This window comes from Gilliamella intestini (genome assembly GCF_900094935.1).
GTDB classification, from domain to species: Bacteria; Pseudomonadota; Gammaproteobacteria; order Enterobacterales; family Orbaceae; genus Gilliamella; species Gilliamella intestini.
Window position 1 is genome coordinate 44,288 of record NZ_FMBA01000006.1, and the last position, 24,021, is coordinate 68,308.

25 protein-coding genes are annotated in these 24,021 nt (G+C 35.0%); 16 read left to right on the forward strand and 9 right to left on the reverse strand.

Annotated elements, in window-relative coordinates:
- Positions 1-28 precede the first annotated feature (28 nt).
- Positions 29-1,057: a small ribosomal subunit biogenesis GTPase RsgA gene (rsgA, locus tag GA0061080_RS02690; protein ID WP_091120634.1), complete on the reverse strand. Its 1,029-nt coding sequence runs from the start codon at positions 1,055-1,057 to the stop codon at positions 29-31.
- A 79-nt stretch (positions 1,058-1,136) separates the two neighbouring features.
- Between rsgA and orn the strand changes: the two genes are divergently transcribed.
- From orn to hemH, 3 genes are read left to right on the forward strand one after another with little or no spacing between them, the layout of a single operon-like run.
- Complete coding sequence (orn, locus tag GA0061080_RS02695; protein ID WP_065637012.1) at positions 1,137-1,700, forward strand: oligoribonuclease; 564 nt, start codon at positions 1,137-1,139, stop codon at positions 1,698-1,700.
- A 5-nt stretch (positions 1,701-1,705) separates the two neighbouring features.
- The gene (waaA, locus tag GA0061080_RS02700; protein WP_091120638.1) at positions 1,706-2,980 is read left to right on the forward strand and encodes a lipid IV(A) 3-deoxy-D-manno-octulosonic acid transferase; all 1,275 of its coding nucleotides are present in this window, start codon (positions 1,706-1,708) and stop codon (positions 2,978-2,980) included.
- Positions 2,980-3,942 carry a ferrochelatase gene (hemH, locus tag GA0061080_RS02705; protein WP_091120642.1) on the forward strand — a complete coding sequence of 321 codons (963 nt, stop codon included), beginning with the start codon at positions 2,980-2,982 and terminating at the stop codon, positions 3,940-3,942. Before waaA ends, hemH begins: the two co-directional genes overlap by 1 nt.
- A gap of 214 nt (positions 3,943-4,156) precedes the next feature.
- Here hemH and lolA read toward each other — a convergent pair whose 3' ends face one another.
- Positions 4,157-4,750, reverse strand: coding sequence for an outer membrane lipoprotein periplasmic chaperone LolA (gene lolA, locus GA0061080_RS02710; RefSeq protein WP_091120644.1), 594 nt, complete (start codon positions 4,748-4,750; stop codon positions 4,157-4,159).
- Positions 4,751-4,928: 178 nt separating this feature from the next.
- Between lolA and GA0061080_RS02715 the strand changes: the two genes are divergently transcribed.
- The 3 genes from GA0061080_RS02715 to nrdB all read left to right on the forward strand — a co-directional run bounded on the left by GA0061080_RS02715 (position 4,929) and on the right by nrdB (position 10,371).
- Entirely contained in the window at positions 4,929-6,266 is a 1,338-nt protein-coding gene (locus GA0061080_RS02715) for a replication-associated recombination protein A (protein WP_091120648.1), read from the forward strand.
- 541 nt (positions 6,267-6,807) lie between these two features.
- Positions 6,808-9,096: a class 1a ribonucleoside-diphosphate reductase subunit alpha gene (nrdA, locus tag GA0061080_RS02720; protein WP_091120651.1), complete on the forward strand. Its 2,289-nt coding sequence runs from the start codon at positions 6,808-6,810 to the stop codon at positions 9,094-9,096.
- 144 nt (positions 9,097-9,240) lie between these two features.
- Entirely contained in the window at positions 9,241-10,371 is a 1,131-nt protein-coding gene (gene nrdB / locus GA0061080_RS02725) for a class Ia ribonucleoside-diphosphate reductase subunit beta (protein WP_091120751.1), read from the forward strand.
- A 144-nt stretch (positions 10,372-10,515) separates the two neighbouring features.
- Here nrdB and mutH read toward each other — a convergent pair whose 3' ends face one another.
- The 3 genes from mutH to GA0061080_RS02740 form a co-directional block, all read right to left on the reverse strand.
- Positions 10,516-11,202, reverse strand: a complete 687-nt coding sequence (gene mutH, locus GA0061080_RS02730) for a DNA mismatch repair endonuclease MutH (protein WP_091120655.1) — start codon at positions 11,200-11,202, stop codon at positions 10,516-10,518.
- A gap of 75 nt (positions 11,203-11,277) precedes the next feature.
- Positions 11,278-11,826 carry an NADPH-dependent FMN reductase gene (locus tag GA0061080_RS02735; protein WP_091120660.1) on the reverse strand — a complete coding sequence of 183 codons (549 nt, stop codon included), beginning with the start codon at positions 11,824-11,826 and terminating at the stop codon, positions 11,278-11,280.
- A 71-nt stretch (positions 11,827-11,897) separates the two neighbouring features.
- Positions 11,898-12,434 carry a Dps family protein gene (locus GA0061080_RS02740; RefSeq protein ID WP_065637005.1) on the reverse strand — a complete coding sequence of 179 codons (537 nt, stop codon included), beginning with the start codon at positions 12,432-12,434 and terminating at the stop codon, positions 11,898-11,900.
- Positions 12,435-12,698: 264 nt separating this feature from the next.
- Here GA0061080_RS02740 and srlA point away from each other — a divergent pair, with 264 nt between their 5' ends.
- The 6 genes from srlA (at position 12,699) to srlR (ending at position 16,840) form a co-directional block, all read left to right on the forward strand.
- Positions 12,699-13,247 carry a PTS glucitol/sorbitol transporter subunit IIC gene (gene srlA / locus GA0061080_RS02745; RefSeq protein WP_065637004.1) on the forward strand — a complete coding sequence of 183 codons (549 nt, stop codon included), beginning with the start codon at positions 12,699-12,701 and terminating at the stop codon, positions 13,245-13,247.
- A gap of 20 nt (positions 13,248-13,267) precedes the next feature.
- Positions 13,268-14,275, forward strand: coding sequence for a PTS glucitol/sorbitol transporter subunit IIB (gene srlE / locus GA0061080_RS02750; protein WP_091120664.1), 1,008 nt, complete (start codon positions 13,268-13,270; stop codon positions 14,273-14,275).
- A gap of 77 nt (positions 14,276-14,352) precedes the next feature.
- Positions 14,353-14,718 (forward strand): PTS glucitol/sorbitol transporter subunit IIA, encoded by a 366-nt coding sequence (locus GA0061080_RS02755; RefSeq protein WP_091120668.1) that lies wholly within the window; start codon positions 14,353-14,355, stop codon positions 14,716-14,718.
- A gap of 14 nt (positions 14,719-14,732) precedes the next feature.
- The gene (srlD, locus tag GA0061080_RS02760) at positions 14,733-15,512 is read left to right on the forward strand and encodes a sorbitol-6-phosphate dehydrogenase (RefSeq protein WP_091120672.1); all 780 of its coding nucleotides are present in this window, start codon (positions 14,733-14,735) and stop codon (positions 15,510-15,512) included.
- A 79-nt stretch (positions 15,513-15,591) separates the two neighbouring features.
- Positions 15,592-15,957, forward strand: coding sequence for a transcriptional regulator GutM (gene gutM / locus GA0061080_RS02765; RefSeq protein ID WP_091120676.1), 366 nt, complete (start codon positions 15,592-15,594; stop codon positions 15,955-15,957).
- Positions 15,958-16,057: 100 nt separating this feature from the next.
- Positions 16,058-16,840, forward strand: coding sequence for a glucitol operon DNA-binding transcriptional repressor SrlR (gene srlR / locus GA0061080_RS02770; RefSeq protein WP_065636999.1), 783 nt, complete (start codon positions 16,058-16,060; stop codon positions 16,838-16,840).
- 278 nt (positions 16,841-17,118) lie between these two features.
- Here srlR and serA read toward each other — a convergent pair whose 3' ends face one another.
- Entirely contained in the window at positions 17,119-18,360 is a 1,242-nt protein-coding gene (serA, locus tag GA0061080_RS02775) for a phosphoglycerate dehydrogenase (protein WP_091120680.1), read from the reverse strand.
- Between the two features lie 72 nt (positions 18,361-18,432).
- Positions 18,433-19,098, reverse strand: a complete 666-nt coding sequence (rpiA, locus tag GA0061080_RS02780; RefSeq protein WP_091120684.1) for a ribose-5-phosphate isomerase RpiA — start codon at positions 19,096-19,098, stop codon at positions 18,433-18,435.
- 205 nt (positions 19,099-19,303) lie between these two features.
- Here rpiA and GA0061080_RS02785 point away from each other — a divergent pair, with 205 nt between their 5' ends.
- From GA0061080_RS02785 to GA0061080_RS02800, 4 genes are all read left to right on the forward strand, one after another.
- A complete protein-coding gene (locus GA0061080_RS02785; RefSeq protein ID WP_091120688.1) occupies positions 19,304-20,218 on the forward strand; it encodes a LysR family transcriptional regulator ArgP in 915 nt (304 codons plus the stop codon).
- A gap of 84 nt (positions 20,219-20,302) precedes the next feature.
- Positions 20,303-21,373 carry a uroporphyrinogen decarboxylase gene (hemE, locus tag GA0061080_RS02790; protein WP_091120691.1) on the forward strand — a complete coding sequence of 357 codons (1,071 nt, stop codon included), beginning with the start codon at positions 20,303-20,305 and terminating at the stop codon, positions 21,371-21,373.
- A complete protein-coding gene (locus GA0061080_RS02795) occupies positions 21,370-21,963 on the forward strand; it encodes a YjaG family protein (protein WP_091120695.1) in 594 nt (197 codons plus the stop codon). Before hemE ends, GA0061080_RS02795 begins: the two co-directional genes overlap by 4 nt.
- Before the next feature lie 181 nt (positions 21,964-22,144).
- Positions 22,145-22,417 carry an HU family DNA-binding protein gene (locus GA0061080_RS02800; RefSeq protein WP_065636993.1) on the forward strand — a complete coding sequence of 91 codons (273 nt, stop codon included), beginning with the start codon at positions 22,145-22,147 and terminating at the stop codon, positions 22,415-22,417.
- Positions 22,418-22,593: 176 nt separating this feature from the next.
- Here GA0061080_RS02800 and ybaK read toward each other — a convergent pair whose 3' ends face one another.
- Both ybaK and GA0061080_RS02810 read right to left on the reverse strand, forming a co-directional pair.
- The gene (ybaK, locus tag GA0061080_RS02805; protein ID WP_091120699.1) at positions 22,594-23,079 is read right to left on the reverse strand and encodes a Cys-tRNA(Pro) deacylase; all 486 of its coding nucleotides are present in this window, start codon (positions 23,077-23,079) and stop codon (positions 22,594-22,596) included.
- A gap of 91 nt (positions 23,080-23,170) precedes the next feature.
- Complete coding sequence (locus GA0061080_RS02810) at positions 23,171-23,989, reverse strand: hypothetical protein (RefSeq protein WP_091120702.1); 819 nt, start codon at positions 23,987-23,989, stop codon at positions 23,171-23,173.
- Between the last annotated feature and the right edge of the window lie 32 nt (positions 23,990-24,021).

Genomic DNA, 24,021 nt, shown 5'->3' on the forward strand with positions numbered 1-24,021 from the left:
TAACTACCCACTAAAATGGTACAACTGGTTATTTATAGCTTTTATTAGTTTTTGCCTTAACTTCTTGCATTGACTGCAAAATTCGATGATAGTTATCTAACCTTGATTGAGCAATTTCACCATCTTGCACGGCTTTTTGTAGTAAACACCCTGGCGTATCAAAATGGTTACAATCACGAAAATGGCAACCGCCCAAATAATTATTAAACTCTTTAAAACCACTAATCACTTGCTGTGGCTCTAAGTGCCATAATCCGAATTCACGGATCCCTGGAGAATCAATAATATCACCACCGTTTGGTAAGTGATAAAGCCGAGAGGATGTGGTTGTATGTTGACCAAGTCCTGATATTTCTGAAATATCCCCTGTCATGGCTGATTGTGATTGATGCGGTAACAGCAAATTAATAATACTTGATTTACCCACACCAGACTGACCCACTAAGATAGAAATCTTACCTTGCAAAATATCTTGTAATACCGCGATACCTTGTTGATGCTGGCATGAAACATACAACACTTGATAACCAATTTTAGTATAAATAGCCAACTGGCTTTCAATATTTTCTCGCTCGGCATCGTTTAACAAATCAATTTTATTTAAAACAATAATTGGTCTTATCTCTGTTGCTTCACAAGCAACTAAATAACGGTCAATAATATTAAGAGATAACTCTGGCAATACTGCCGATATAATCACAATTTGATCCACATTTGCCGCAACGGGTTTAACGCCATCATAAAAATCAGGCCGAACCAATTCAGAATGCCTAGGATGAACCGCTTCAATCACACCATTGGTATTAGGCTCTAAACTTTCACGCCACACCACTTTATCGCCAGTGACTAACGAAGGCAAAGTTCGACGAATACTACAGCGATAAATATTGCCGGTACTATCTTCAACATCAGCCGATTTACCAAAACGACTAATAACCACACCATCGCGCGGTGATGAAAAGTTAGATAAACTTTCATCTTGCTTTGTTGCTAACCGTTGTTGATGTTTATCTGCCATGCGTCTTTTTTGATTATTGGATAATTGAATTTTTGCCATAGTACTCATTTTTTACTAAAACAGATTGCCAGTTATGCTACACTACTCAGTATCAAAAAGAAATTATCTATCACATATTATGACCAAACAAACACAAATTAATAGCAACAATCTAATTTGGATTGATCTTGAAATGACTGGCCTAGATCCTGCCGTTGATCGCATTATTGAAATTGCAACGATCGTCACCGATTCCGACCTTAATATCCTTGCTGAAGGACCTGTCATTGCCGTTCACCAATCTGATGAGCAATTAGCACTAATGGACGAATGGAACCAAAACACACATGGCAAATCAGGATTAATTGATCGTGTTCGCCAAAGTACCATCGGCGAACAACAAGCCGAATTACAAACCATTGAGTTTTTAAAACAATGGGTGCCAGAAAACAGCTCACCAATTTGTGGCAACACCATAGGGCAAGATCGACGCTTTTTATTTAACTATATGCCTAATTTAGAAAGCTATTTTCATTACCGCTATTTAGATGTCAGCACAATTAAAGAGCTAGCCAAACGTTGGAATCCCGAAATATTAAAAGGCATCAGCAAACAAAGCTCACACCAAGCACTTGAAGATATTCGTGATTCGATTGCTGAATTGGCTTATTATCGCCAACACTTTTTTAACATAACCATTTAACTCGTATGCAAATTTTATATACTATTTTATTGTATTTGCTACAACCCTTTGTCTGGCTAAGGCTACTCTGGCGTAGCCTTAAAGCGCCAGCTTACCGCAAACGTTGGCTTGAGCGTTATGGTTTTTGCAAAAACAAAGTCAAGCCCAACGGCATTTTAGTTCATGCTGTATCGGTAGGCGAAACCATCGCCGCAATACCACTTATCCAAGCACTTAAGCAACAGTATCCGCATTTACCCATTACTGTCACCACCATGACACCAACAGGATCTGAACGAGTCAAATCGTTACTTGGTGATAGTGTCAGCCATGTTTATTTACCTTATGATTTACCTTGTGCAATTCATCGGTTTCTAAAAACAGTACAACCAAAGTTAGTAATTATTATGGAAACCGAACTTTGGCCTAACATTATTAGCCAATGTCATAACAAAAACATCCCCCTAATTATTGCCAATGCTAGATTATCTGAGCGATCAGCCAACCGATACCGAAAACTCGGTTCAGCCATTAGCTACTTATTATCAAAAATCAGCACTATTGCCGCACAAAATAAGCAAGACGGCGAACGGTTTATATCATTAGGCTTACCGCCTGACCACTTAACCGTCACAGGCAGTATTAAATTTGATATTGAGTTAACCGAACAACAACAGCAAAAAATTGCTACGCTAAAACAGCAATGGCCATTAAATCGCCCAATATTTATTGCCGCAAGTACCCATAATGGTGAAGACGAAATTATTTTAACGGCCTTTCAACGGTTATTACTCAAACATCCTGATTTATTATTAATTATTGTTCCTCGTCACCCTGAGCGCTTTAAAACCGTCGAAAAATTAATTAATGATTGCGGATTAAATTATATAAACCGCAGTAGCGGTCAAACTCCTGCTAAACAAACACAAGTCATTTTGGGCGACACAATGGGCGAACTGATAGAACTTTATGGCATTGCCAACATCGCCTTTGTTGGGGGAAGCTTAGTAGAGCATGGCGGACATAACCCACTAGAGCCAGCACTCCATCACATCCCAATTATTAGTGGTAAACACTTTTTCAATTTTAAAGTGATTGGTGAACAACTCATTTCAGCGCAAGGAATGCAAGTTTGTCAAAGCTCGGCTGATGCAATTTATGCAACGATTGATGCATTGTTAAACAACCAAAATAATCGCCAACAAATGGGTGAAAACGCCTATCAAGTATTAAAACAAAATCAAGGAGCATTAGGTCGGCTTCTTGCTATTATCAACCAATATCTTAAAAATAAGGATTAATGGTGAACCAAAAAGAAGGGCTATTACTCGTTAACCTAGGCACTCCAAACGCCGCAACGCCAAAAGCCATAACGCAGTATTTAACTGAATTTCTGCTTGATAGGCATGTTGTTGATCTACCTAAACTACTTTGGTATCCGCTTTTAAAGTACCGCATAATCCCCAAACGGGTACCTTATATTATTAAGCATTACCAAAAAATCTGGATAGAGGGTAGCTCGCCATTATTGCATTATAGCCAATTATTATGTAACAAGTTACAGCAGCGTTTACCCAATGTGCAATGTGAATTAGCCATGACCTATGGTGAACCCTCTATGCAATCGGCATTGAATAATCTTAGCTCATGTACCAAAATTACGGTATTACCTCTTTTTCCGCAATACTCAACCACCACAACACTTGCGGTAATAGATAAACTTAACCAACTGATCACCCTAAATCAAATTATTGCTGAGATTAACTACATTCGTGATTATGCTGATCATCCAAGTTATATCAATGCGCTTTATTTACAAATTAAGCAAGCTTTTGAAGATCAAGGCGAGCCTGAAATGCTCGTGCTGTCTTACCATGGTATTCCTGAACGTTATATTCACAAACGAAAAGACGATTATATAAAACGCTGTAAACTAACCACGCAATTATTAATTGAAAAGTGCCAAAAAAATGACATAAATCTGCCGATTGAAATGGCTTACCAATCCAAATTTGGCAAAGGCAAATGGGTCGAACCCAATACCAGTGATGTATTAGAACAGTTAGCCAAGCAAGGCATAAAAAACGTGAACGTTATTTGCCCGGGTTTCTCGGTAGACTGTATTGAAACCCTTTATGAAATTGATGGAGAAAATCGAGAACTGTTTTTTAATGCAGGCGGAAAAACATTTTATTATATTCCTGCATTAAATGATACGGATTTGCAGGTTGAGTTGGTAGTGGATTTATTGGTTAATAATTAGGGAGTAAGGTGTTCATAAGTTGAATTGCCCATGCTTTATTCATGGTAAGATATTGGCTTGGGCTTTTTTATATAGATAAATTTAGTGTTCAGTCATCTTTTTCATGTCTAAATTTTCTTTTATTTTTATTATAGATAATTTTCTACTTGTTGGCTGTACTATTTTAGAAGGGAGTTATTGTTCCATAAACCACCTTTAAGTACTGTAAAATCAACTAACGTTGATCATCAATGGTTACGCCTGCTGGCGGGGTAAATTTAAATTTATTTAGATCGACTTTACCTAGTTTTTGATGAGACAAGTCATAAAAGCTACGCTGACCATCTTCTTCAATTATCGTAAAATTTGAGATCATTCCAGTTGGTAAAACCGAAATCACAAAGTCTTGATTAGAACCATCAGTCGCTTTAAGTGTAAATGAGTTTTGCTTACGTGTAACGTTATAAGCATTCCATATGGAATTGTGGCTATCGGTAATAAGTAACATTAATCGGTTATCGATCGCTTTTTTCAAGTCCATTACACTAACTTGTTGAACTGCTGGTGTGTATACCCACATATTCTTTCCATCAGAAATAATCGATGTTTCATCAGGTTCATTCATCGTCCAATTAAAATAGTAAGGTCTACTAACCCATAAATCGCCTTTACCTTCTTGTACTTGTTGATTATCGGCCGTTTTCACATCTTGCGAAAACCTTGCATAAAATCCGTCAATTTTATCTAAACGTTGTTGTAATACTTCTTTATCGCCTGCCCATGCTGATAAACTAACTAATGCTCCAATTAAAAGTAAAAACTTTTTCATAACCAATCCTTATGTATTTTTTCTATAAAAATATGTTAAATATATTTTGATTACTATATATGATCGAAATATTACCGTTTTTATTCTAGTGGGGGAAGATATTTTCTTTTCTTTTTTCACTTGCAGAATAACAAGTATATAATAGGTTTTATTTTATAAATGCGGATAAATACCTGCCATGCCGAGTATGTCTTTTGAATTTACTACTGATGAATTTAAACCATTAGCAGCTAGAATGCGCCCACGTGATCTAGCTGAATATATAGGTCAATCTCATCTATTAGGTAAAGATAAACCGCTATCCAAAGCGATTGAGGCTGGAAATTTACACTCAATGATCCTCTGGGGGCCACCAGGCACAGGCAAGACAACTTTAGCTGAAATTATTGCTCATCATGCTAATGCTAAAGTTGAACGAGTTTCTGCCGTTACATCTGGCATAAAAGATATTCGTGAAGCAATTGAACGAGCTAAAATTAATCAGCAAGCAGGGATCCGCACTATATTATTTGTTGACGAAGTTCATCGTTTTAATAAAAGTCAACAAGATGCGTTTTTACCTTATGTTGAAAACGGTACTGTTACGTTTATTGGGGCAACAACTGAAAATCCATCATTTGAATTAAATTCTGCGTTATTATCTCGTGCGAGAGTTTATTTGCTCAAATCATTAACCAACCATAACATTGAGCAAATTTTACAGCAGGCAATGAACGATCCTAAGCGTGGTTATGGTAATAAAAACATCAATCTACCCGAAGAAACAAAAAAACAAATTGCTGAATTTGTTGGTGGTGATGCAAGGCGAGCACTCAACACACTTGAACTATTAATTGATATGTCAGATGGGCATGAACTTACACCTGATTTACTCAAAGAAGTTATGGGAGAACGTAGTGCGAGATTCGATAATCAAGGCGATCGTTTTTACGATTTAATTTCCGCAGTACATAAATCAATACGTGGTTCCGCACCTGATGCCGCTCTTTATTGGTATGCAAGAATTATCTCAGCTGGGGGCGATCCGCTTTATGTTGCACGTCGATTATTAGCCATTGCCTCGGAAGATGTTGGTAATGCCGATCCTAGAGCTATGCAAGTAGCGCTTGCCGCATGGGACTGCTTTACAAGAGTTGGTCCTGCCGAAGGTGAACGTGCAATTGCACAAGCAATCATCTATCTTGCTTGTGCACCAAAAAGTAATGCGGTTTATCTTGCATTTAAACAAGCAATGACTGATGCCGAATCAAAACCTGATTACGATGTTCCTGAGCATTTACGCAACGCTCCAACAAGCTTAATGAAAAACTTAGGTTATGGCGCTGAGTATCGTTACGCCCACGATGAACCCAACGCTTTCGCCGCAGGTGAAAATTACTTTCCGCCAGAAATGGCTAATACAAAATATTATCGCCCAACAACTCGTGGTGCTGAAAAAAATTATACTGAAAAATTAGCATGGATAGAAGAACAAAACCTCTCAAGCTCTATTCAACGTTATAAGTCTAAAAAATAGAGGCTATGATTATTTTTATAAAAATATTTTGAAGAAATCTGATCTAAAAAAATACTAAATCGATAAGCTTCAACTAAAAATAAAAGAAGATAACAAAATGCTTGTAAAATAGAGAGTAGTATTTCTACGTACTAATTTGCGTACCCTACTTTCAAATCTTAAAATGATGTTAAAAACTTTCAGAAAAGTATGTGTTTGAGTATAAAACATTAAATAATAAAGTACTATTTATCTAAAAATAGCAATCAAATTCTTGTACAATAAGTACATTTTATCCTATATAAGTTTTACTTTGCTGATAACCAATTGAATGATATCCACTGCATGGCGTAACTTGCATGAATTCTTTCTTTCATTTTTTAGACAAAATAAACTTTAACTATTTAAATCAATATCGTTTTATTTAAATCAATAAATTTGAGCTATTGATTAATAATACTACATATAGTGACAAATTCAATTAATAGGTACTACATATTGTATGTTTTAATAAATATGAATTATCATAACTAAAAATATATGTTAATGTTGGAATGAAAGAATGAATAAATCAATACTAGTTACTAAAAGAAATGGAAAGAAAGAACCTATCAACCTTGATAAAATCCACAAAGTTATTACGTGGGCCGCTGAGGGGTTAGACAATGTCTCGGTGTCGCAAGTTGAATTACGTTCTCATATTCAATTTTATGATGGCATTCGTACTTCCGATATTCATGAAACAATTATTCGAGCCGCCGCCGACCTTATTTCACAAGATGCACCAGATTATCAATACTTAGCTGCTCGTTTGGCCATTTTTCATTTACGTAAAAAAGCTTATGGTCAATTTACTCCACCACCACTTTATGATCATGTGAAAAAACTAGTTGATAGTGAACGTTATGATAGACATTTGCTTGAAGATTATACCCAAGAAGAGTTTGAACAGATGGACAAAATTATTGACCACTGGCGTGATATGTCGTTTTCGTACGCTGCGGTTAAACAACTTGAAGGTAAATACTTAGTACAAAACCGTGTTACAGGTGAAATATACGAAAGCGCACAGTTTTTATATATTTTAGTTGCGGCTTGTTTATTTGCCAACTATCCCAAAGAGACACGCCTTAACTATATCAAACGCTTTTATGATGCTGTTTCAAATTTCAAAATTTCGCTACCAACGCCAATTATGGCGGGGGTTCGTACTCCTACTCGTCAGTTTAGCTCTTGTGTATTAATTGAATGTGATGATAACTTAGATTCAATTAATGCAACGGCAAGTGCTATTGTGAAATATGTATCACAACGAGCAGGAATTGGGGTTAATGCAGGGCGAATTCGTGCGTTAGGAAGCTCAATTCGTGGTGGTGAAGCTTTTCATACAGGCTGCATTCCATTTTATAAATATTTCCAAACAGCGGTTAAATCTTGTTCGCAAGGTGGGGTGCGCGGAGGAGCTGCTACTGTTTTCTATCCGCTTTGGCATTTAGAAGTTGAAAGTTTATTAGTTTTACGTAATAACCGTGGCGTTGAAGAAAACCGTGTTCGTCATTTAGATTATGGCGTACAAATTAATAAATTGATGTATCAACGACTAATTAAAAACGAAAATATTACTCTATTTAGCCCATCAGATGTGCCAGGGCTTTATGAAGCCTTTTTTGCCGATCAAAATAAATTTGAAGTACTTTATTGCCAATACGAACAAGATCCAAATATTCGCAAACGAGTAGTTAAAGCTATTGAACTTTTTGCATTATTGATGCAAGAACGTGCATCAACTGGCCGTATTTATATTCAAAATGTTGATCACTGTAATACTCATAGCCCATTTAATGCGCAACTTGCTCCAATACATCAATCCAATTTATGTATGGAAATCGCGCTACCGACTAAGCCACTTTATAATATTAATGATGAAAACGGCGAAATCGCACTTTGTACTTTATCAGCATTTAATTTAGGCAAAATAGAATCACTTGATGATTTTGAAGAATTAGCTGACCTAACCGTTCGTGCACTCGATTCTCTATTAGATTATCAAGATTATCCTGTTCCTGCAGCTCGTAATTCTTCATTAAATCGCCGCACATTAGGTATTGGTGTTATTAACTATGCCTATTATTTAGCAAAACATGGGGTTAAATATTCCGATGGCAGTGCCAATAATTTAACTCATCGTACTTTTGAAGCCATTCAATACTATTTGCTAAAAGCCTCTAATAACCTTGCTAAAGAAAAGGGTGCATGCCCACTATTTAACGAAACAACCTATGCGCAAGGCATTTTACCAATCGATACTTACAAAAAAGATTTAGATACTATTACCAAAGAGCCTTTACATTATGATTGGGAATCGCTACGAGCATCGATTAAAAGCTATGGACTTCGTAATTCGACATTATCGGCATTAATGCCATCAGAAACTTCATCACAAATTTCCAATGCAACAAATGGTATTGAACCACCACGTGGTTTTATTAGTGTAAAAGCATCAAAAGATGGTATTTTAAAACAAGTAGTTCCAGAGTATAACCATCTGAAAAACTTCTACGAGTTACTTTGGCAAATTCCAAATAACACAGGGTATTTACAATTGGTGGGTATTATGCAGAAATTTATTGATCAATCAATTTCGGCTAATACAAACTATGATCCGACCAAGTTTCCAAATGATAAAGTACCAATGAAACAATTATTAGCTGATTTATTAACGGCTTATAAATTTGGCGTAAAAACACTCTATTATCATAATACTCGTGATGGTGCTGAAGATATTCAAGGTGATATTGTTCCAACAACCCATGGGGATGATGGCTGTGAAGGTGGAGCTTGTAAGATTTAACCTTGATTAAAACCAAACAGTTATACGCTAAAATTTAATTTTTTATTGGGGAAAACTAGTAATTTCCCCATTCAATTAGCCTTTTACACTGTCGAAAGGTAGCAGTAAAAGCAACAGTGAATGAATAGGAGCTTTTTTATGAGTATGAATTACAGTACCTTTTCGCATGTGCATAATGACCAGCTTAAAGAACCAATGTTCCTTGGACAATCGGTCAATGTTGCGCGTTATGATCAACAAAAATATGAGATGTTTGAAAAACTAATTGAAAAACAACTTTCCTTTTTTTGGCGCCCTGAAGAAGTCGATATCTCGCAAGATCGCATTGATTATGCTGCGTTACCAGAACATGAAAAACATATATTTATCAGTAATTTAAAATATCAGACGTTACTTGATTCAATCCAAGGTCGTAGTCCTAATGTGGCTTTACTGCCACTCATTTCAATACCTGAACTTGAAACATGGGTAGAAACTTGGTCATTTTCTGAAACCATTCACTCTCGTTCATATACTCATATTATTCGTAATATTGTTAACGATCCCTCAGTGGTCTTTGATGATATCGTTACCAATAAAGAGATCCAAAAACGGGCTAGTGATATTGCAGGTTATTATGATGATTTAATTAGCTACGCAAGTTATTATAACTTATTTGGCGAGGGTAAACATAATATCAATAATCGCACTGTTTGCATTAATTTACGCGAACTCAAAAAGAAGCTTTACCTGTGTTTAATGAGTGTCAATGCACTTGAAGCGATTCGTTTTTATGTTAGTTTTGCTTGCTCGTTTGCATTTGCCGAACGTGAACTAATGGAAGGTAACGCAAAAATTATCAAGCTTATTGCTCGCGACGAAGCGCTACATTTAACTGGCACTCAGTTTATGATCAACACACTGCGCAGTGGTGAAGACGATCCCGAAATGGCAGCTATCGCTAAAGAGTGTGAACAAGAGTGTTATGACCTCTTTTTGCAAGCAGCAAATCAAGAAAAAGAGTGGGCACAATACCTGTTTGAAGGCGGATCAATGATTGGTTTAAATAAAGATATTTTATGCCAATATGTCGAATACATCACCAATATCCGTATGCAAGCAGTTGGTCTAAAATTGCCGTTTGAAGCAAAATCCAATCCAATTCCATGGATCAACAATTGGCTAGTGTCTGACAACGTACAAGTTGCGCCACAAGAAGCCGAAATGAGCTCTTATCTGGTTGGGCAAATTGATGCTGAAATTAGTGAAGATGATTTAAGTGATTTTAAATTATAATTTTATACTCAAATGCATGCTTTCCTAAAAATTTTTTATAAAAGAAATAAATTATTGTTGATAAAGTTATCTAATAACCGCTTGTTGTTTTAGACAATAATTTGATTTTATAGATAAAAATAATCTTTAGTTTCTATTGTTAATTTATTTACTTTGGTGGGAACTACATATTGAAGCTTGTAAGATCTGCATCGTAAATGTTTTTTTTAAATAAAATCCACGTGGGCGAGTTAAAATAATTTGTCCATTTTCACCAATTGCTTCGGTAAGGGCTTTTCCGTTGGCGGCTTTAGGTCTAATTTGTAAATAAGTACCATATCGAGCAGTAATTTTTTCAACTTTGCCAAGCGTTACCATATCCATTAATTCTTCCCAGTCTTGTTTTAGCTGTTGTTCTTGTTCTTGATTTGGTTCCCATAAAATCGGTTTTCCAACTTTTCGCTCTACAAGAGGAATTGTTCTGTCACCTTCAATTGGAATCCAAAGTACCTTGGCAAGTTTGTATTTAACATGACTTGTTTCCCAAATAACGCCATGATTAGCCATTAATGGCGTAACACTGACAAACGTTGTTTCTAATGGTTTTCCTTGTTTATCAACAGGGATTGTTTTTAACTCTATACCTAGTTTAACAAAGTCTCGTTCGGCTTTACTGCCTGCATTTGCGCCTAAAAAAGTTTCGATGAGGTTACCAACCCAGCCTTTTTGTTTGTTTAAATTAGCAGGTATGGGAATGTTTAAATATTGTGCTATTTCACCAAAGCTATAACCTGCAACTAACTCTGCCCGATTTAATAATTCTTGCTCGCTTGTTGGAATAGATAAAATCATTACAAAAAATCTGAATTAGTTATTAATAAAAAAACAGCCAAAAAATTTGGCTGTGAATATAAAAATCTATATCAATTAGCTTAACTTTTCAACCCAAGCAGCATAACTATTGATAAATAATGATAAAAATTCTTTGCTTTTTTCGGTAATATTGCCTTGTTCATCAAAGGCAGTACTTACTCCACCAAAATAAGCTTCCGGTTGCTGTAAGGTAGGCATATCAAGAAACACTAATGATTGACGTAATTGATGATTTGCACCAAATCCACCAATTGCGCCCGGAGAAACAGAAATAATAGCCGCTGCTTTTTTTGACCAAACACTTTTACCATAAGGACGTGAGCCTACATCTATGGCATTTTTAATAACAGCAGGTAAACCTCGATTGTATTCAGGTGTGACAAATATAGCACCTTGGCATTCAGCTATTTCTTGGCGAAAACGAGTATACGAGGCAGGAGGGGTATCAATATCAATATCTTCATTATATAAAGGTAGATCCCCAATTTGAATAATTTGTAACGAAAGTGATGGTGGTGCAATTTTCTGAAAAACTTTTGCCACTTTTAAGTTATAAGAGTCTTTACGTAAACTCCCAACTAATACAGCAATTTTTTTACTCATCTTAAATCTCCACGTAGTTTTAATAAGAGGCATTGAATATACCTCTTATTATTGTCATTAATAATTAGTTATTAATGTCCTGATGAGTCGACTTTTCGGCCAGCTTCAAATAAGAACCATGCACGCTGTTCAGTTTGATCTATCCACTCTTCAATTAAACTTGCAGTTGCAGTATCGTTATATTTATCACAGATATCATGGGCAACACGCATACGTTCAGTGAGCCTTACATTATCTTGACAAAGTTCAGCAAGCATATCTGATGGTTCGACAAAATCAGCATTATTATCTTCAATGCTTTGTAATTTAGCAATATGACCGATTGAACGTAGTGTTGTGCCACCTAATTTACGTACTCGCTCTGCAATTGGATCTGTCATAGCAAATAACTCATCACCATGATCGTCTAACATCAAGTGGTAATCACGAAAGTGAGGGCCACTAACATGCCAGTGGAAGTTTTTAGTTTTTAAATATAAAGCAAATACATCTGCTAAAACAGAATTCATTGCTCCAGAAATATCTTTTGATGCCTGTTGACCTAAATCAGTTGGAAACAAAATCGCTGATTGCTGTAACTTTTTAGCAGAAGTCGTACTTTTAGCCATGATATATTCTCCTTTAAATTGAATAATAAATACCCGTATTGACAAAATTACGCCAACTTAATGTTAATGTCCAATGAAAAAAGTTATTTTTTTACTATTATTGCCATTACAGTAACCTATGACTTTTTTATTTTTTCATTATTTTTATTTAAAATATTTTCTTTCAAAATAAAAGAAAATATTTTAAATTGTGATCTAGTTAAAAGTTTTATTCTTTCTTAATTGATAATATTTTCTCGAACTTTAACAAAAACAGGAGGAAATATGATCGACGCTATCTCATTTGGTGCCGAATGGTTTATTGGTTTATTTCAAGAAGGTGGAAAAGTCTTTGTTGGGATGGTAACAGGTATTTTACCTTTGTTAATTTCACTACTTGTTGTAATGAACGCTGTAATTAAATTTATTGGGCAAGATCGTATTGAGCGTTTAGCTCAAGCATGTGCAGGTAACCCTATCTCTCGATATCTTTTATTACCATTAATTGGTACCTTTGTTTTTTGTAATCCAATGACATTAAGCTTAGGGCGTTTTATGCCTGAGTTTTACAAACCAAGCTACTATGCGGCAGCTTCTTATAGTTGCCATTCAATGAATGGATTATTTCCACATGTTAACCCCGGTGAGCTATTTGTGTATTTAGGTATTGCTGCTGGTTTAACTAAATTAGGCCTGCCACTTGGTCCCCTTGCTGTGAGCTATTTTTTTGTTGGTTTAGTCACTAACTTTTTTAGAGGTTGGGTTACTGACTTTTGTACAGCCATTTTTGAAAGAAAAATGGGCATTAAATTAGAAAGAAAAGTTCATCTATAACAGTAATAAGGAATATAAAAATGACTAAATTTATTCGAATTGAAAAAGGTGAAGCGGGTTGGGGTGGTCCATTAGAACTTCCTGTTATTGAGGGTAAAAAGATTGTTTATATTGCAGCAGGTACTCGTCCAGCAATAGTTGATACCTTAGTTGAACTAACAGGCTGGCAAGCTATTGATGGTTTTAAAGATGGTGAACCACCTAAAGATGAAATCGGTGTTGCCGTAATTGACTGTGGTGGTACGTTACGATGTGGTATTTATCCTAAAAATCGTATTCCAACTATCAATATTCACGCAACAGGTAAATCAGGCCCACTTGCTCAATATATTATAGAGGATATTTATGTTTCTGCGGTTAAATCAAACAACATTAAAGTGATAGAAAAAGAAGGGGATGCAATAACCGAAGTTCAATTAAATCATAAACAACAGCAAACCAATAAGACATCATCTGAATATAAAGAATATGATACTAGTAAAAAAATCACTGAACAAAGTGATGGATTATTGGCAAAAATTGGTATTGGGATGGGATCTGGCGTTGCCGTTTTCTTCCAAGCTGGTCGTGACACTATTGATACTGTACTTAAAACCATACTTCCTTTCATGGCGTTTGTCTCTGCAATTATTGGAATCATTATTGCATCAGGTTTGGGTAACTTTATTGCTCATGGTTTAGTTCCGCTAGCGAATAACCCAATTGGGCTTGTTATCTTAGCTTTAATTTGTTCTTTTCCATTACTTTCACCATTTTTAGGGCCAGGTGCTGTTATTGCACAAGTTATTGGTACATTAGTTGGGGTACAAATTGGTTTGGGTAATATTCCGCCTCAATTAGCATTACCTGCACTTTTTGCGATTAATGCCCAAGCTGCTTGCGATTTTATTCCGGTAGGTTTATCGCTTGCAGAAGCAAAACAAGATACGGTACGTGTTGGCGTTCCCTCTGTGCTTGTTGGGCGTTTTTTAACAGGTGCACCAACCGTGTTGCTTGCATGGGCTATTTCGTTCTTTATTTACCAGTAATCATATTTTGTTTGCTAGCTAGTGTTTGCTAGGAACGAAAACCTTAAAACTATATAAATATTTAAGCAGGTTAAATAATGTCAAAAACTATTTATCAATCAAAAATTAATCATATTGGAGAATTTGCTCAAGAAGCCTTAGCCGATGGCATGTTAATTCTATTTAAGGAAGGTGCTCCATCAGACTTAGCGGATTATTGCTTTATTCACAGTCATGATGATTTTCAACTAGAACTATTGGTTGGGCAAACACTTCAATTAGGTAATCAAAGTTATCTCATTACTTCGGTTGGTGAAGTTGCTAATGCTAATTTTCGTCAATTAGGGCACATCACATTAAAGTTTGATGGTAACCATCAGGCTGAGTTACCTGGAGCGGTTCATCTAGATGGGCAATGCCCGAACCAACTTTCTATTGGTGATGAAATTAAAATTTTAAATTGATGAGGAATCTAAAAATGAAACAAGTCGCAGTCATTATTGGTGGGGGACAAACCCTAGGTGAATTTTTATGCAATGGTATTGCTGATGCAGGATATCATGTTGTTGTTGCTGATTTAAATATTGACAATGCTAATAAAGTCGCAGAAGCAATTAATCAAAAACATGGCGTTGGCACAGCCAAAGGTTTTGTTGTTGATGCTACAAACGAAGAAAGCGTGATGCAATTAGCTCAAGATGTTGATAGTGTATTTAAACGTGTTGATTTAATGGTGTATAGTGCCGGTGTTGCAAAAGCATCACCTATTACCGATTTTACATTGAGTGATTTTGAATTATCCGTCAATGTTAATCTAACAGGTTACTTTTTATGTGCGCGTGAGTTTGCTAAACTAATGATTAAATACAATATTAAAGGTCGAATTATTCAAATTAATTCAAAATCAGGTAAAGTAGGTAGCAAACATAATTCGGGATATAGCGCTGCCAAATTTGGTGGGGTTGGATTAACGCAATCTTTAGCTTTAGATCTTGCTGAATATGGTATTACTGTTAACTCGTTAATGCTTGGTAATTTGCTTAAATCGCCTATGTTTCAATCATTATTACCTCAATATGCCAAAAAACTAGGTATTCCTGAAAGCCAAGTTGAACAGGTCTATATTGATAAAGTGCCACTAAAACGAGGTTGTGATTATCAAGATGTGTTGAATTTATTGTTATTTTATGCAAGTGATAAAGCTTCTTATTGCACTGGGCAATCAATTAACATTACAGGCGGACAAGTAATGTTCTAGTTAAAACAAAGTGCGAAAATTAATTTAAAATTTATCGCACTTTGTGCTTCTAATTTAAACTAACTGGAAAATCACACATATGACGACCACTCTAATAGCTATTGCTCTAATTGCTTGGTGCATTCAGATTATTTTTAGTTGGCTTCAAATTCGTCGTTTTAATCGAGCCTTTTTAGCAATGAAACGAGGAACTTATCTAGGTATTGGTCGTAATGAAACAACACGATTTAAGCCAAGAGTATTAATTGCAATTTCATTAGATGAACATCAAGTAGTTATTGATTCTGTATTAATGAAAGGTATTACTGTTTTTGCGTTACCAAAGCCAATTGCTCAACTGCATGGATTATCGGTTGCTAATATTATTCCTGAAAATATTTTCCCAAATGATTCTGCCTGCCAAAGCGCATTGATTGTGGCATTATCTGCAAAAAATAATAACTAGCAAACTTTTATTTTGAAAAATATTCCCTTTCATTATGAAATAATATATTTTAAAGTAAGATAGTTTATTATGCGTATCAATAATCATGGTGGATCTAATAATGAAAGTGAAACAACGACAAACAGCGATTTTGGAGTATTTGCAAAAAAATGGGCAAATTAGTGTTGAAGCATTAGCAGAGCATTTTAAAACAACAGGTACAACAATTCGTAAAGATCTCACACAACTGCATGAAAGTGGTTTAGTTTTACGCACATATGGCGGTGCTATGCTCAACCGTGAGGTTGGAGATAGAGCCATTGATCACAAAACTTATATTAATACGGCACAAAAAAAAGCCATCGCAGAAGAAGCAGCTAAACTTATTCATGAGGGCGATTCTATCATTTTTGATGCAGGAAGCACAGTTGCACAGATGATCCCTATATTAGCAAGGTTTAATAACTTAACGATTATGACCAATAGTTTACACATGGTTAATGAGCTAGTAGCAAATGATAATGATCAAACCATTATTTTAACTGGTGGCACATTTCGTCGAAAATCAGCCTCCTTCCATAGTAATAATGCTTTAGCTATTGCAGCGTTTGAATCTTATACGTTTGATAAGTTATTTATGGGAGCCGATGGAGTGGATCTAGTCGGTGGAGTGACCACTTTTAACGAAAGTTATCATGGTAGTGTAGCTATGAGTAAAGCTGCTGCGAAATTAATTTTATTAGCAGACTCATCAAAATTTGGTCGCCGTAGCCCAAATGTTGTGTGCGATTTAAGTGCTGTTGATACAATTATTACTGATGATAATTTAGATAATAAATATTATGATGCATTAACCCAAAAAGGAATTAATGTTATTAAAGTAAAAACTAACGAATGTGATTAGCGCAAATAAAATAGATTTTGTAGTTTATTTCATTAAATAAAAAGAAATGAATATTTTGCAACAAGAATTAGGTTACGGTAGAGCGATAAGCATTCTGTTATTAACGCAGTAGAATAATTATCGGATGGAGACTAGATAGGACTTACCACGATGAAGAAATAACTGCACGTGTAAGCCCTTAAAATCAAACAATGTCAGATTTGCTTTAACTACTATCTCATTTAAATAATAGTGATTAGCCACTTATCAAAAGATTGGTGGCATTTAACACATGTAACTTAAAACAACAACCTTGCCCGAATTGTGCCAAGTACACATTTTAATTTTGCAAGTAATTCTTCAGCTTTACTTTGTTCAACTCTATCAATATCAATCACAACATAACCAATTTTAGTATCGGTTTGCAAATACTGTGCTGAAATATTTAATCCTTGCTCGGCAAATAGCGTGTTTATGGCTGTTAACACGCCGGGTTGATTATGATGGATATTAATAAAACGGCTTGAGCCTTTAGCTGGAATAGGTAAAGAAGCTTCAGGAAAGTTAACGGCTGAAAGCGTTGCGCCAGTATCTGAATATTTAGCGAGTTTTGTGGCAACTTCAATACCAATATTTTCTTGTGCTTCGCTAGTAGAACCACCAATGTGTGGGGTAATAATTACGTTATCAAATTGGCACAATGGTGATTCAAATGGATCGTTGTTACTAGCAGGCTCTGTTGGGAAAACATCAATAGCTGCCCCACTAAGTTTATTGGTTTTCAGTGCTTTAGTTAAAGCATCAAGATCGATAACTTTACCACGCGAAGCATTAATCAAAATTGCACCTGATTTCATCGCATCAATTTCTTTATCGCTGATCATTTTGATAGTAGTTGCGTTTTCTGGCACATGCATTGAAACAATATCACTTATAGCTAGTAATTCTTCCATTGTTGAAATTTGTTTAGCATTACCTAAAGGTAGTTTTGTTTCGATATCGTAAAAATAGACATTCATCCCTAATGACTCAGCCAAAATACTTAACTGGCTACCAATATGTCCATAACCAATGATACCTAAATTTTTACCACGAGCCTCGTGCGAACCTGTGGCAATCTTATTCCATTTTCCTTGGTGTGCTTTAGCATTTGCTTCGGGTACTCGGCGCAATAGCAAAATAGCTTCAGCCAAAACAAGTTCAGCAACTGATCGAGTGTTTGAAAATGGCGCATTAAATACAGGAATACCTTTTACAGTAGCAGCATCAAGATCGACTTGATTCGTACCAATACAAAAACAACCAATGCCAGCAAGCTTTGGTGCTGAGTCGATGATCTCTTTGGTTAATTGCGTTCTTGAGCGGATACCAATAAAACGGACATCTTTTAAGGCTTGTTTTAGTTCTTCGGACGATAGTGCACTTTTTTGATATTCAATATTCGTAAAACCAGCGGATTTTAATACATCTATTGCACTAGAATGAACACCTTCAAGTAACAAAAACTTGTTTTCATCTTTGGTTAAAGTCTGAACAACCATTATTTCCTCTCTTTCCTTTTTTCTTCAAAATGCGAATGGATACCTATTGTTATACAAAATGATAAGTTGATTCTAATTAGCTAATTTCAGCTCTTTTACACCAGAGCTACAGCCAACTAGAGCAATATCCGCCCCTTTATTAGCAAATAGGCCAACAGTAACCACCCCGGCAATGCTATTAATTCGATTTTCTAACTCTATTGGATTTGAAATGACAAGATCATGAACATCCAAAATAACATTACCATTATCAGTAACGACACCTTGACGATATATTGGTTTGCCTCCCAATTTAAATAATTCGCGAGCGACATAAGATCGCGCCATAGGGATCACTTCAACAGGTAATGGAAACGAACCTAAAACATCAACAACTTTGGATTCATCAACAATACAAATGAATTGCTTAGCTATGGCAGAAACAATTTTTTCGCGCGTTAAAGCTGCACCACCACCTTTAATCATTTGTAAATGATGATTTATTTCATCAGCACCATCGACATAAACATCTAAGTAATCGACTTCATTACAATCTAATACAGTAATACCATAGTTTTTTAATTTTTGTGTTGATGCTTCTGAGCTTGAAACAGTGCCTTTGATTTGATCTTTAATTGTTGCTAATGCATCAATAAAATGAGATGCCGTTGAGCCAGTGCCTACACCGACATAAGAATCGGGTTTGATAAATTTTAATGCTGACCAACCTACGGCCTTTTTTAATTCGTCTTGAGTCATGGTACCGCCCTAATTTAAGGATAATTTTCTAAAAAAATAAAATTTTGAAAGAAAAATTATTGAAGATATGGCATAGTACCCAATTAGAAAATAAAAATCATCAGTATTTTAAGAAATATATCAACTTTTTGATATATTTAAAACTTATTGCGATATCCAATTAGCTTGAACATTCAAGCAATGATCAAATCATAGTAAAGAGATTATGAAGCGTCCAGATTATAGAGCATTACAAGCGTTAGATGCAGTGATAAAAGAGCGAGGATTTGAGCGAGCAGCAGATAAACTGTGTATTACACAGCCTGCCGTATCGCAACGCATTAAGCAATTAGAAAGCTTTTTTGGTCAGCAATTGTTGGTAAGAACTATACCTCCGAAAGCAACTAAACAAGGTAAACACTTACTTGGTTTATTACATCAAGTTGAATTATTAGAACAGCAATGGTTAGGTGATAACGATAAAAATGCCACACCATTATCACTATCTATTGCGATTAATGCAGATTCCTTAGCAACTTGGTTTTTACCTGCATTAAAACCAGTTTTGAATAAAAATATCTTACGTTTTGATATTCAGGTCAAAGATGAAGAACATACTTTAGAATTATTGCGTTTAGGAACTGTAGTTGGTGCAATTAGCATTCAAGCTACCCCATTACCAGGTTGCCTGTCTGATTTATTAGGTGCTTTAGACTATATTTTTGTGGCTTCGCCCGATTTTGCTAAAACATACTTTGCAAACGGTGTAAGTCGAGCTTCATTATTAAAAGCGCCAGCGGTTGCATTTGATCATTTAGATGACATGCATCAAGCCTTTTTGCAAGAAAACTTCAACCTTACGCCTGGCAGTGTCATTTGCCATATTACTAGTTCATCTGAAGCATTTGTGCAACTCGCTAAGCAAGGTTCAGCTTGTTGTATGCTACCTAAATTACAGATTGAACAAGAATTAAAAAGCGGCGAACTAATTAATTTAACCGAAGGATTATATCAAAGACGAATGCTCTATTGGCACCGTTTTGCACCAGAAAGTTGTGTAATGCAAAATATCTCTGAGACCTTGATTAATTATGCGCAACATACATTATCACAGCCTCAGGTTTTAAATCACAAAAAATAGATAAATTAACTGATTTTTATACTGAAACACATGCTTTCCTGAAACTTTTTAACAAAATAAAGTCTATATTTAAAGGCTGAAAATATGAGTCAATTAAAAAATGATCGTTATTTACGCGCTTTGCAATGTTTGCCTGTTGATTACACACCAATTTGGATGATGCGCCAAGCTGGTCGTTATTTACCTGAGTATCGTCAATTAAGATCAAAAGCGGGTGATTTTATGACAATGTGTCAAACGCCAGAATTAGCTTGTGAAGTCACCTTACAACCATTACAACGATTCGAGCTTGATGCGGCTATTATTTTTTCGGATATTTTAACTATTCCTGATGCTATGGGGCTTGGCTTATATTTTGAAGCTGGTGAAGGTCCTAAGTTTACACAATCGATCACTTGCATGTCCGATATTGAGCAATTACCGATTCCCGATCCAGAGCAATCACTTAGCTATGTAATGGATGCAATTCGTTTAACCAAAAAAGAACTTAATGGCAAAGTGCCATTAATTGGATTTTCAGGCAGCCCATGGACATTAGCTACCTACATGATCGAAGGGGGAAGTAGCAAAGCATTTACTAAAATAAAAAAAATGCTTTATAGCGATCCTAAAGCGTTACACCTATTACTGGAAAAGCTCGCAGACAGTGTGGCATTATACTTAAATGCCCAAATCGAAGCTGGAGCGCAATCTATTATGATTTTTGATACTTGGGGTGGCGTATTAAGCCATCAAAGTTATCAAACATTTTCACTGCATTATATGCAATTAATCTTATCAAAATTAAAGCGTGGCCATAAAACTCAAGATATTACTTCATATGTACCTGTTACGTTTTTTACAAAAGGTGGGGGATTATGGTTAGATAGCATTGTCAATACAGGTTGTGATGCCATTGGTGTTGATTGGACAGTTAATTTAAGTGCTATCACGCAAAAAGGGTACATTGCCGTACAAGGGAACTTAGAACCATCGGTTTTATATGCCGACAAACTAACAATAGAATCTAATGTAGAGAGTGTTTTGAGTGAATTTGGTATTTATAATGGTCATATCTTTAATCTAGGTCATGGTATTCATCAAGACATTCCTATCGAACATGTGCAATATTTAATTGAAGCAGTGCATCAACAGTCAAAAAGGTTTCATCAATGATTAAAAACCCCGTTCAATTAAGAATAGAAAAATTACCACAATGGCAACAACGTTTATTTATGGCTTGCCTATGTGAAAGAATGTATCCTAATTTTGTTTTTTATTGCCAACAACAACAAAATGATGAAGATCCCAAAAGCTACAAAAAAATACTGGACTTAGTTTGGGAGTCATTATTGTTTGAAGATGCTAAAATCAATTTTGATTTACAGCTTGAAAAATTAGAAGCTATTATTCCTACAGTGACTAACAATAGCCCTTATATGGTTTACCCTGCTATAGATGCGTGTCATGCGCTTAGCGAAGTTTTACACTCCTATTTAAGTGGCGAAATTACCGAACATAGCGCTAAAGTAAGTAGTATATCAGCCACGACAGTTGCTGAATTTGAAATGACCAAAAATAATGTTTCATTAACAGAAGATGAACAACAAGCTTTATCTAGTGTAATTGATGAATTTGATTTACAGTGGGAATTATTTCGCTTATTGCGTGATGAAAACAACGAAAAAAATGAATTAATAAAAAGTTTAAAAGATGAAATTCGAGTAACGAAAACAAGTAATATTGGTGTTTTTTTAGGCGATTAGCTAGCCTAAAGTATAATTTTTTTATTTTTTATTAAATTTTTCTTTAATATTATGCAAATATAGACTACATTTAGCAACAATGTAATCTAAATAACGTTTACAGTAACGGCGCTAAATTTTAAGTTTAGCTTCGTTTATAATGTTAACTTTAACAATAAAATAACATGTAAGGATATCCCCCATGAATAAAACAGAACTTGTCGACGCTATTGCTAGCAAAGCTGATATTACTAAAGTAGCCGCTAAAACAGCGTTGGAAGCTACATTAGCAGCTATTACTGAATCATTAAAAGCTGGTGAACCAGTTCAATTAGTTGGTTTTGGTACATTCAAAGTTAATGAGCGTAAAGCACGTACTGGCCGTAATCCAAAAACGGGTAAAGAAATTAAAATTGCAGCAAGTAAAGTACCAGCATTCGTATCTGGTAAAAGTTTAAAAGAAGCAATCAAATAAGTTGTGTTTCTTTCTGTCGATGATTTTTGATGGAACACTTAAGGGCATAAGGCGGCGTCTTATGCCTTTTTATTGTACTAAAATAACATGTGTTATAAAAAAATAGATACCTACCTAATATTATATTGATTTTCTAACTCATTGGCTATATTCAAACTTGATTGCCATTAACCATGTTAGGTCGTTATTTCTATTAATTTGGCTTGTAATATGCTAGCTAAATCGTGAGGTGATATTTCAATTTCTAGGCCTCTTTTACCACCAGATACAAACATAGTGTTGTACTGAATAGCACTTAAATCTATAAGTGTTGGGAGCGTTTGTTTTTGGCCTAAAGGGCTAATTCCCCCAATTAAATATCCGGTTACTTTTTGTGCTAAATTAGGATCAGCTAAATCTATTTTTTTACATTTTAATGCTTTTGCGGCTTTTTTAAGATCTAAATAACCATCAACGGGTAACACACAAACAGCTAGAGTTTTAGAGTTACCGTTCAAACATACAACTAACGTTTTAAAAACTTGATCTGCAGTAATATTTAAGCTTGGATCAAGCTTATCGACAGCTTCTTGCCCATAGTGGGTTTGGTTTGGATCGTGTTTATATTGGTGGATATTAAATTTGAATTTTAACTTTTTAAGTAAATCAATTGCTGGAGTCATAGCTTTTATCCAATAGATTTAGTTAAATCAAAATAGTATATGGCAAATAATATCCTTACCAAAATAGAGTTGGTAAGGATATGAATAACAATTAAAGAATTAATTTGTGGTCTTCTTTATTTTTATCATCATTGTTAGGTGGTGCTGCTGAGTTAGAGGTAGTATTTGCTAACGTATAAAGACGATAGAAAAAGCTAGTAACAAAGATATCAAAAAAGATACTACAGAAAGAAAAGAGCGTATCAAGGATAAAATTGTCATTATCAAACGCAATAGCTAATTGAGCAAAAACCATCACAAATGCTAGGCAGATTAATACCATCAAAATAGCTGGGCGCCACTGTGTTTTTGATAACTGAATGCTTAATGAAAGTGAGTCAAGAATATTGTTTTGACTAGGTTCAACCAGCGAAGCCAAAAAGAAGTTACAAAAGATAATTAAAATTAGGATTGGAATCAGTAGTACTAAAAAAATTAATATAAAAATAAGTTCTTTAGGTAAAAGCAAAGTTAAAATAATAAGCACTATAGATAACATAAATAAGATAAAAAATATAAAGGCTCCAATGATAAGATAAAAAAGAATAATTTTTAATGTATTTGATAACGCTTTAGACAGTAATAGATTTAAATTAAGTTTATCGCTGATATAAAAGTTAGAAATTGTTGCTATACTAATTGCTTTTAAAATAATGCTAATTAGTAATGTCAGCATCATGAATAAAATATAGTTAGTTAAATTTCGTGAAACATAGATTTGTTCAGCTAGATTTTGTTTGTCAAAGAAAGAATTAAAAAACGCATAAAATAAAGCTAGCGTTAGACTAACAAGAGTAAATTGCGTAATACGATTACGAATAAAATTGCGAGTTTGTGTAAAAGTTAAAGGAAAAGAGATTTTTTTTTGCATTTCTATGTAAGTTCCTTATATGTGGTAACTGG

What these genes read in the sequence shown, in the direction of transcription:
- rsgA (WP_091120634.1), bottom strand. Translation starts at nt 1,057, where the DNA reads ATGGCAAAAATTCAATTATCCAATAATCAAAAAAGACGCATGGCAGAT.
- orn (WP_065637012.1), top strand. Translation starts at nt 1,137, where the DNA reads ATGACCAAACAAACACAAATTAATAGCAACAATCTAATTTGGATTGAT.
- waaA (WP_091120638.1), top strand. Translation starts at nt 1,706, where the DNA reads ATGCAAATTTTATATACTATTTTATTGTATTTGCTACAACCCTTTGTC.
- hemH (WP_091120642.1), top strand. Translation starts at nt 2,980, where the DNA reads ATGGTGAACCAAAAAGAAGGGCTATTACTCGTTAACCTAGGCACTCCA.
- lolA (WP_091120644.1), bottom strand. Translation starts at nt 4,750, where the DNA reads ATGAAAAAGTTTTTACTTTTAATTGGAGCATTAGTTAGTTTATCAGCA.
- GA0061080_RS02715 (WP_091120648.1), top strand. Translation starts at nt 4,929, where the DNA reads ATGCCGAGTATGTCTTTTGAATTTACTACTGATGAATTTAAACCATTA.
- nrdA (WP_091120651.1), top strand. Translation starts at nt 6,808, where the DNA reads ATGAATAAATCAATACTAGTTACTAAAAGAAATGGAAAGAAAGAACCT.
- nrdB (WP_091120751.1), top strand. Translation starts at nt 9,241, where the DNA reads ATGAATTACAGTACCTTTTCGCATGTGCATAATGACCAGCTTAAAGAA.
- mutH (WP_091120655.1), bottom strand. Translation starts at nt 11,202, where the DNA reads ATGATTTTATCTATTCCAACAAGCGAGCAAGAATTATTAAATCGGGCA.
- GA0061080_RS02735 (WP_091120660.1), bottom strand. Translation starts at nt 11,826, where the DNA reads ATGAGTAAAAAAATTGCTGTATTAGTTGGGAGTTTACGTAAAGACTCT.
- GA0061080_RS02740 (WP_065637005.1), bottom strand. Translation starts at nt 12,434, where the DNA reads ATGGCTAAAAGTACGACTTCTGCTAAAAAGTTACAGCAATCAGCGATT.
- srlA (WP_065637004.1), top strand. Translation starts at nt 12,699, where the DNA reads ATGATCGACGCTATCTCATTTGGTGCCGAATGGTTTATTGGTTTATTT.
- srlE (WP_091120664.1), top strand. Translation starts at nt 13,268, where the DNA reads ATGACTAAATTTATTCGAATTGAAAAAGGTGAAGCGGGTTGGGGTGGT.
- GA0061080_RS02755 (WP_091120668.1), top strand. Translation starts at nt 14,353, where the DNA reads ATGTCAAAAACTATTTATCAATCAAAAATTAATCATATTGGAGAATTT.
- srlD (WP_091120672.1), top strand. Translation starts at nt 14,733, where the DNA reads ATGAAACAAGTCGCAGTCATTATTGGTGGGGGACAAACCCTAGGTGAA.
- gutM (WP_091120676.1), top strand. Translation starts at nt 15,592, where the DNA reads ATGACGACCACTCTAATAGCTATTGCTCTAATTGCTTGGTGCATTCAG.
- srlR (WP_065636999.1), top strand. Translation starts at nt 16,058, where the DNA reads ATGAAAGTGAAACAACGACAAACAGCGATTTTGGAGTATTTGCAAAAA.
- serA (WP_091120680.1), bottom strand. Translation starts at nt 18,360, where the DNA reads ATGGTTGTTCAGACTTTAACCAAAGATGAAAACAAGTTTTTGTTACTT.
- rpiA (WP_091120684.1), bottom strand. Translation starts at nt 19,098, where the DNA reads ATGACTCAAGACGAATTAAAAAAGGCCGTAGGTTGGTCAGCATTAAAA.
- GA0061080_RS02785 (WP_091120688.1), top strand. Translation starts at nt 19,304, where the DNA reads ATGAAGCGTCCAGATTATAGAGCATTACAAGCGTTAGATGCAGTGATA.
- hemE (WP_091120691.1), top strand. Translation starts at nt 20,303, where the DNA reads ATGAGTCAATTAAAAAATGATCGTTATTTACGCGCTTTGCAATGTTTG.
- GA0061080_RS02795 (WP_091120695.1), top strand. Translation starts at nt 21,370, where the DNA reads ATGATTAAAAACCCCGTTCAATTAAGAATAGAAAAATTACCACAATGG.
- GA0061080_RS02800 (WP_065636993.1), top strand. Translation starts at nt 22,145, where the DNA reads ATGAATAAAACAGAACTTGTCGACGCTATTGCTAGCAAAGCTGATATT.
- ybaK (WP_091120699.1), bottom strand. Translation starts at nt 23,079, where the DNA reads ATGACTCCAGCAATTGATTTACTTAAAAAGTTAAAATTCAAATTTAAT.
- GA0061080_RS02810 (WP_091120702.1), bottom strand. Translation starts at nt 23,989, where the DNA reads ATGCAAAAAAAAATCTCTTTTCCTTTAACTTTTACACAAACTCGCAAT.